Origin of the sequence: Pectobacterium sp. HCp5_1, assembly GCF_032905925.1 — a bacterium.
Classification (GTDB): domain Bacteria; phylum Pseudomonadota; class Gammaproteobacteria; order Enterobacterales; family Enterobacteriaceae; genus Pectobacterium; species Pectobacterium brasiliense_A.
On the sequence record NZ_JAUMIO010000061.1, the window covers coordinates 1 to 7,541 of the forward strand.

Annotated in this window: 9 protein-coding genes and 1 pseudogene; 3 read left to right on the forward strand and 7 right to left on the reverse strand. The window is 48.6% G+C overall.

All coding sequences use genetic code 11. The annotated features are described in order from the left end of the window. Positions 1–180: hypothetical protein (locus tag Q3A88_RS21290; protein ID WP_317178608.1), on the forward strand; the 180-nt coding region annotated here is incomplete at its 5' end. Positions 181–493: 313 nt separating this feature from the next. Here Q3A88_RS21290 and Q3A88_RS21295 read toward each other — a convergent pair. The 3 genes from Q3A88_RS21295 to Q3A88_RS21305 form a co-directional block, all read right to left on the reverse strand. Then, a complete protein-coding gene (locus tag Q3A88_RS21295; RefSeq protein WP_317178609.1) occupies positions 494–958 on the reverse strand; it encodes a GyrI-like domain-containing protein in 465 nt (154 codons plus the stop codon). 231 nt (positions 959–1,189) lie between these two features. Then, positions 1,190–1,519, reverse strand: coding sequence for a DHCW motif cupin fold protein (locus tag Q3A88_RS21300; RefSeq protein WP_010294841.1), 330 nt, complete (start codon positions 1,517–1,519; stop codon positions 1,190–1,192). 72 nt (positions 1,520–1,591) lie between these two features. Next, on the reverse strand, positions 1,592–2,128 hold the full coding sequence (locus tag Q3A88_RS21305; RefSeq protein WP_317178610.1) for a rhodanese family protein: 537 nt from the start codon (positions 2,126–2,128) through the stop codon (positions 1,592–1,594). A 405-nt stretch (positions 2,129–2,533) separates the two neighbouring features. Here Q3A88_RS21305 and Q3A88_RS21310 point away from each other — a divergent pair, with 405 nt between their 5' ends. Next, positions 2,534–3,934, forward strand: a complete 1,401-nt coding sequence (locus Q3A88_RS21310; protein WP_317178611.1) for an EmmdR/YeeO family multidrug/toxin efflux MATE transporter — start codon at positions 2,534–2,536, stop codon at positions 3,932–3,934. A 44-nt stretch (positions 3,935–3,978) separates the two neighbouring features. On the opposite strand, the gene Q3A88_RS21315 is transcribed toward Q3A88_RS21310, so the two are convergent. After that, a complete protein-coding gene (locus tag Q3A88_RS21315) occupies positions 3,979–5,148 on the reverse strand; it encodes an MFS transporter (protein ID WP_317178612.1) in 1,170 nt (389 codons plus the stop codon). A 292-nt stretch (positions 5,149–5,440) separates the two neighbouring features. Further along, the gene (ompX, locus tag Q3A88_RS21320) at positions 5,441–5,956 is read right to left on the reverse strand and encodes an outer membrane protein OmpX (RefSeq protein ID WP_014914977.1); all 516 of its coding nucleotides are present in this window, start codon (positions 5,954–5,956) and stop codon (positions 5,441–5,443) included. Between the two features lie 376 nt (positions 5,957–6,332). On the opposite strand from ompX, the gene rhtA reads away from it, so the two are divergent. Next, a complete protein-coding gene (gene rhtA, locus Q3A88_RS21325; protein WP_014914976.1) occupies positions 6,333–7,220 on the forward strand; it encodes a threonine/homoserine exporter RhtA in 888 nt (295 codons plus the stop codon). Here the strand turns inward: rhtA and Q3A88_RS21330 are convergent. Beyond that, positions 7,208–7,417, reverse strand: a pseudogene (locus tag Q3A88_RS21330) (adenylate kinase); the annotation flags it as partial. The gene rhtA and the pseudogene Q3A88_RS21330 overlap by 13 nt on opposite strands. Positions 7,418–7,445: 28 nt before the next feature. Beyond that, on the reverse strand, positions 7,446–7,541 hold a 96-nt coding region (locus Q3A88_RS21335; RefSeq protein ID WP_317177658.1), incomplete at its 5' end, for an IS1 family transposase.

Here is a 7,541-nt window from a genome sequence, read left to right on the forward strand (position 1 = left end):
GGTCTGTTTGCTCACAAAACGGGCATTTTACCTCAACCGTTGCCATCAGGCTCTTCTTCTAAATATTTAGGAAAACAGATGAACATTCTACCTGACGATCACCGAGTTGAATACGTGACCAAATTATCAGTAAAGACAATATTGCCTCGTATATTCCCTTCTCTACCGATGATTCGCTGAAAGCCATCGCGCTATCGTTGCAAGGTGATTTCAATTGCGATGATGAAAAGGATATTAATGTTTTAGCTACACGAAAATCTGGCGGGGTTCAGTTAAACATCATCAAACAACAGAATGGGACAGCCATTAAGGCTATCGATAACTCAGTGACTAAGTGATGCATTACAACAGGCATTCATTGAGTGCCTGTGATAATGATAAGTACCCTCACCATGCCCGAGATATACCATAATGTAATCTTTCACGGAGTATTAACAGTAACGATGCAGGCTGCTCCGATATTTTATTTTTAAACAAATCTCAATAAACGGGCTTAATTCACTGCTTCAACAGACTGCCATATTTCAATTTCCCAATTACCGTTGCTTCCGTCGCACAAATAATTTTCATAACATATGTCGCCCGACGGTCGATATCCTTGCGCATGAATGGCTTTATAAAAGTCATCCCAGGCTTTCGCAAAGTCACCCTTCTCCACAATGGTGTGCGTTACGGCATAAAGCCCACCGGGAATGATTTCCCTGCGTATTTCTGTCCCTTCCGGCAGCGTTGACGGCATCTCTTTGCACGTAATCGCCACATCCGCCCGTAATTCATCCGGTTCTACTTTGCTGGGATCATCCCAGTAGAACGCCAAAGATTTATCGATGGAGAGATGATGCTCCCTTGCCCACGATAATATTTCATCAAATCCTTGCGGTATTTTTTCATAATAGGGACCAACGACCCGAAGACTCAACACTTCCATAGATTCTGTAAGTTCAATTCTGATAGACATGCTCATACACTCCTGATTCATGTAGATAATAAACTCGGCACCATTAGCCATATTAAATGTATGGTTATATACCAATATCTGCAACAGGCTTAGAGGCGAATTTCTTTCGTCTCTATCAACGGATTGAGCATTTCTACGCAGATTTTTTCCTGGCTTCGACGAACGCGATCCCAGATAGGATGAGTTAACTAATCGAGGGCTAATCCCATACTCTGGATTAGCCCTATGGTATCAATCCACAACAAACAGCTTCGCGCCCGTCTCGGTGTAGGAGCGATGAGCTTCCGCGTTATCCGCAACCTGGTAGCTCATTCCCGGTTTGAGGACAAAAACACGGCCATCATCTAATTCCGTATGAAGTTCACCTTCAAGGCACAGCAGAATATGCCCTTTAGAGCACCAGTGATCGGCCAGATAGCCTGGCGTGTACTCAACAATGCGAACCCGAATATTATCAAAACGCTGTGTTCGCCAGTAGGCGATCCCCGTCTCGCCCCGGTGCTCGGTGGGCTCTATTTGCGACCAGTCAGTCGTACCAAACGGAATGTTTTTCATATCCATATTACTGCCCCTATTCTTTAACGTTATCGGTTAACACTCCGCTTATTCTTCCGGCAAGCCATCCCGGGCACATCAGCGTTTGGCGCCACGGTTCCACGGCATTTTCATCAACAGTCTTGCCATGCCACAAAAACCCGTGATCCCTGCAAACAGCAACCCTGCTCCTACAAAACCAGAAAGCAGGAAGAAAGCGCTGTTTACGCTGTAACCCAGTAATACACCACCCAGAATAAGGACGCCAGCGACGATTTGAACCTGCCGCATGAGTTCAATCGGCTGCTTACGATTCACTTCCGTTGGAAATCCTGCCTTTTTCCATGCGGTCATTCCCCCTTCCAGAAGAAATACCGTTGCGGGTGAAACCGCCTGCGCCAGCAAGTCAGCATTCTGTTCCGAGCGCATGCCAGACAAACAATGGAAAATCACAACCTGTCCTTCTTTCTCATCATCAGGAAGGACATACCCGGCAGAGGAATTCAGCGGGTGCAACCTTGCCTGTGCGATATGCTCGCGGGCATATTCTTCCGGCTGGCGAATATCAATGAGCACCGCACCTTCATCTAGCAATTTACGAACCTGAGCAGGTGAGATAGCAAGTGGCGTTGGCATGATCGTAATCCTCTTTTTGAGCCGCTGAAACCCGTCATCATGCATCGTTCAGCGTAGTATTCAGTCAGCAAGGAAGGTGATATCGCTGATTGTTTGCGTGTCACTATTAATTTAGATAAATCTAATTAAGTAAAATCTAAATTAAATGATAGGCACGTGCAACAACTTTCCGCGCGGAGAAAGCAATCCAGACTGGACATCGATTTAGCGGCTGATACTCTATAAACAGAAACGCTATTTTAAAAAACAGTCATGCTGCCGCGATCGTACAAAATGGATCGACAACAGTATGGATAAGTCACTGTATGCATAAGTACCGTGCAAAAATACTGCTATTTGCGAGCCACCCTGTGGCTCTGTTTACCGTGCCGACTGGGAAACTTGAGATACCGCCAAGATCGTTTCATGAAAAAATTAAAAGATACCGACTGGTATAAAAAGCGTTACTCCAACCGCGTTCTCTTCTGGAGAGAAATCTCACCGCTCGCCTTCCCGATCTTTATTGAGGGCCTTTGCGCCGTGTTGATGGGGGTTTTCAGCACCTTCCTGGTCAGTTGGCTGGGGAAAGAGGCCATGGCAGCCGTCGGCCTGGCTGATAGCTTCAATATGGTTATCATCGCGTTCTTTACCGCCGTCGCATTAGGGACCGCCGTTGTTGTCGCGTTCAGCCTAGGACAGCGCAACAGAAAGCAGGCACGATCGGCCGCTCGCCAATCGATGTCATTACTGGTTCTGTCATCCTTTCTGTTGGTCGCTCTGGTTGAATTCGCCGGCTCAGCGATTATCGATCTGATCGCAGGACAGGCCGACGTACAGGTTAAAGCACTTGCCCTCACGTTCCTTCGCTGGACGGTATGGGGATATCCTGCTGTCGCCATCGCGCTGGTAGGCTGTGGCGCGTTGCGGGGCGCGGGTAATACCAAGTTGCCAATGGTCATCAACATTGGGATGAATATTCTCAATATTGGCATCAGTAGCCTACTGATTTACGGGGCATTTTCCTGGGATGGCCTTGGCTTTGTTGGCGCGGGAATTGGTATTACCATTTCACGCTATATCGGCGCGGTATTCGTGATTCTGACGCTAATGCACGGTTTTAACGGTGCGCTGCGCATTCCCTTCAAGTCTTACTTTGCGCCTTTCACCCTGTCGATCCTTTATGAAGTGCTCAGTATCGGTATTCCCGCCAGCATTGAATCCGTGATGTTTAACATCGGCAAGCTGATCACCCAGCGTTTTGTGGCAGATATGGGAACCGAGGTCATTGCCGGAAACTTTATTGCTTTCTCCATCTCAACGCTGATCAACCTTCCCGGTAATTCACTCGGTGCGGCCGCCACCATTATCGTTGGTACACGGCTGGGGAAAGGCCAAATCATGCAGTCCACTCGCCAGTTGAAGCACATCTTCTGGCTGTCCAATATCGGTCTGTGCGTACTTGCCGTCCTGTCGGTGCCCAGTGCCAGCTTTTTGGCGTCGTTTTACACCAATGAGCCGGAAGTTATCGAAGTGGCAAAACATCTCCTGTGGCTCAACGCACTATTTATGCCGATCTGGGCGGCGTCCTGGGTGCTTCCTGCTGGTCTAAAAGGCGCGAAAGACGCCAGCTACACCATGTGGGTAGCAATGGCAGGCATGTGGGGATGTCGGGTCATCGCAGGATATATCCTCGGCGTGATGCTCGGTTTTGGCGTGATCGGCGTGTGGATGGGGATGTTCTTTGACTGGATTGTACGCGGGTTCTTCTATTACCGCCGCCTGATGAGCGGGCGCTGGCTATGGCGCTATCGCCCACCAACAAACTGATGATAGCGAGCGGGTTTCCGCTCGCTGACAACACAACAAACCGCTTAGCGACTCGGGCTCTTCACCGGAGCAAAACGGGTCGCCATGAGAATCAACACGACCACGCCAACGGTCATGATCATCCAGGCTTGTTCCAGACCCGCCGTATGCTGACGAATGAAACCCGCCAGCAAAGGCATCAGGCTGGCGAGGATGTAGCCACCGCCCTGCACAAAGCCCATCAGTGAACCGGTTTTATGTGAGTCGGTCACCTGATCCAACGCCACAATCAGCGACAGCGGGAACAGCGCACCAATGCCAACGCCCAGCATGATAATGATGGGATACGTAAACGTCAGCGGCGCCACAATCAACCCAATCATTCCCACCAGCATCACGGTCAGGATAGGAAGCAACAGCTTGCGTCGATCGGGAAAACGGTTGATGAACGTTGATACCAGCAGGCCGGAAATTACTTCCGTCAGCGTTAATCCGCCCAACATCAGGCCACTTTGCGTCGCATCTAACCCCAGTTGAATGTAATACGGCGGCAGCCATGCGAGCACCAGCGTATACGCACCCGTACCAATGCCGAAGAACACCATCAGCAGCCAATCCATTCCGCTTCGGCGCGTTGCTACGACAGCCACTGCATCCTGTTTCACGGTATACGCTTTAGGGATACACCGCCAGGCCACCGCAGCCACCAGCGCCACAATACCCCAGCAGGCCAGCGCACTTTGCCAGCCCCACACATTTGCCAGCGGAGAAACCGATGAAGCCGCAAACGCCGCACCGGTCATAATCGCCGTGGTATAAAAGCCCATAAGGAGACTGCTGTGGCGACCAAAATGGAGCTTGATAAACGACGGCACCAGCGCCTGAATCAAGGCAATCCCGATTCCGGCAAGCGCAGCGCTAACCAGCAGCGCAATACCGCTATTCAGCCACCAGCGAGCGCTGCACGCCAAGGCAATGACCACAATGCCCAGCGTGATCCCTCGATATTCACCAAGACGCGCCTGCAACTGGCCGCCATATAACGCACACCACCCCATAGCGAACACCGGGAGCGTGGTTAACATTCCCGCCATGCTGTCATCCAGGCCCGTTGCAGCCTGAATCTGATTCAGCAATGGGCCAATCCCCGCCAGAACAGGACGTAAATTCAGTCCCAACAGGATAATTGTGAAGAACAGAAAAGCCCGCGTGCGGGCCGTTGATGTCACTGCCATGTATAACCTCAATAGCTTGAGTAAATCACTACGACTTGATGAACATTATCTTCACATAAAGAATCTTAACGTCAAGATAAAATCTTATGACAGACCGATACCGCATGAATTTGATCAATGCCGATAAACGCATTCGGATATCAACCGGCTGAAAAGTGACTGGATAAATGACTGATGAAACTCATCGCTGATTTAGACAAACAGCCATAAAAAAATCCGCCCTAAAAAGAGCGGATTCTTCCGACACATCTAACAACCAACGCTGAGGGTAAGTAAACCCTACAGGGTTAGATTAGAAGCGGTAACCTACGCCAACAGCCCAGGCACCAACGTCAACACTGCGGATACGGCTTTGTTCGTAACCCACATCCAGAGCAACGTCCTGCATTGGGTTGAACTGAACACCTGCACCGTAGGTGAAGCCGTAATCGTCGTTGCTGCTGTTGTTCAGACCGTTGGTCGCGTTATTCGTTACTTTACCGTGGCTGAAACCAACAACGCCGTACAAGCTTGCCCAGTCATTCAGACGGTAAGCTGGACCCGCAGTGAAGCCCATGTACTGACCTTTGCTGTAAAGACCGTTATCGCTACCATTTTTTTCCAGGTAGGTGAATGAGCTAATAACGCCCAGTGGGTTATTATCTTGCTCATAACGATATTTCAGGTTAAAGCCTTTAACTTTATTTTGTACGCCCTGAGCATCACCTTGAGCATAGCCTGCAGTTACAGTACTTTGACCAGCAAATGCAGAACCTGCGCCAACGGCTAATACACAAGCCAGAGCGGAAAGACACGCGATTTTTTTCATATTTACAGCCTCGAATTTATTTTATGAAAGACTAACTAACGCAGTAAATATAACAAAGAAATTCGGGACTTGCCGCCCTATAAATATTTATCAATTAGGCTTTAGATGTAACAAATATTGTCAAAAACAACCTATCATACTAATTATATTGATTTTTTTATTGTGACAATTAGATTAAAAATAAATTCACCACAAAGCAGTAAAACAGACAATTCCGAATTACCCGCTCAGTTTGTACGCTAATTGCATTGTGCAAAAACACATCAGTTAAATGATGCGTAAATAAAGGTCAATAAAAGTCAACTCATACCAGACAAATTGTTTACAATTGGATATAATAGCAACGGAATGTTATACCTGTTTTAAGGCCAAAAGAATGACCTTATTTTCTCATCGCTCATCATCATTTGTCCCTGTATTGCTCATCATTATCTCGATGCTTTCTATCCAAAGCGGTGCCGCTCTGGCCAAAAGTTTGTTTCCACTTATTGGAGCCACTGGCGTCACGGCACTGCGTCTGGGAATTGGTACGATCATCCTGTGCATCATCTTCAAGCCGTGGCGTATGCGATTTAGCAGTAACCGCCTGCCGCTGCTGGTGTATGGCATGACGCTGGGCGGGATGAACTTTCTGTTCTACCTGTCATTACAGACGGTGCCGCTTGGCATTGCTGTTGCACTGGAATTCACCGGCCCGCTTGCCGTTGCTATGTTAGCCTCACGCAGACCGATTGATTTTCTATGGGTTTTTCTGGCTGTTGCCGGACTATGGTTCTTATTGCCGCTGGGACACAATATCGGCAATGTTGACTTAACGGGTGCGGCTTGCGCTGTGGGTGCGGGTGCCTGTTGGGCACTTTATATTCTGTTTGGGCAAAAAGCGGGAGCAAATCACGGGCCTGGAACCGTCGCCATCGGCTCCTGCATTGCTGCGCTGATCTTCTGCCCTATTGGTGCGTATTACGCTGAGAGCACGCTGTTCTCGCTCTCGATACTCCCGCTCGGTATTGCCGTCGCGATTCTGTCCACCGCGCTTCCTTATTCTCTGGAAATGGTGGCATTAACCCGTCTGCCCGCCAGAACGTTCAGCACGCTGATGAGTATGGAGCCCGCTATTGCCGCCCTCTCCGGGATTCTTTTTCTCGGCGAACATTTATCGTTCATACAGTGGATGGCGCTGATCTTTATTATCATCGCGTCAATCGGCGCGACGCTGACAATAAAACCTGCGGGTGAGGCAAAAGTAACGACTCAAGCCGAATGAGTGTGTATTTCCTTGGGAAAGTGTTGCAGAAAAGTTTCACATTCCCGAGGAGAACGCAAAGTAATAAAACGGATATGACGATAGTGAGGATCGGCTAAATCCGCCAAATATCGTTTCCGGTTTCTTGAATAGGTTTTTATTGTCCAGAGGATAATTGAATCCCGACTAAAGAAACTGCGGAGAAAAGACTCTTTATTAGGTCACGTATTCAATATGTAGATCAGGTCATTGCAGATAATGTTCACGTTCGATGAATGTGCCGATTATCTTGTCATGCATTTCCACTGATTTTGAGTACCCGATAGTTTTACGATTCAGTCG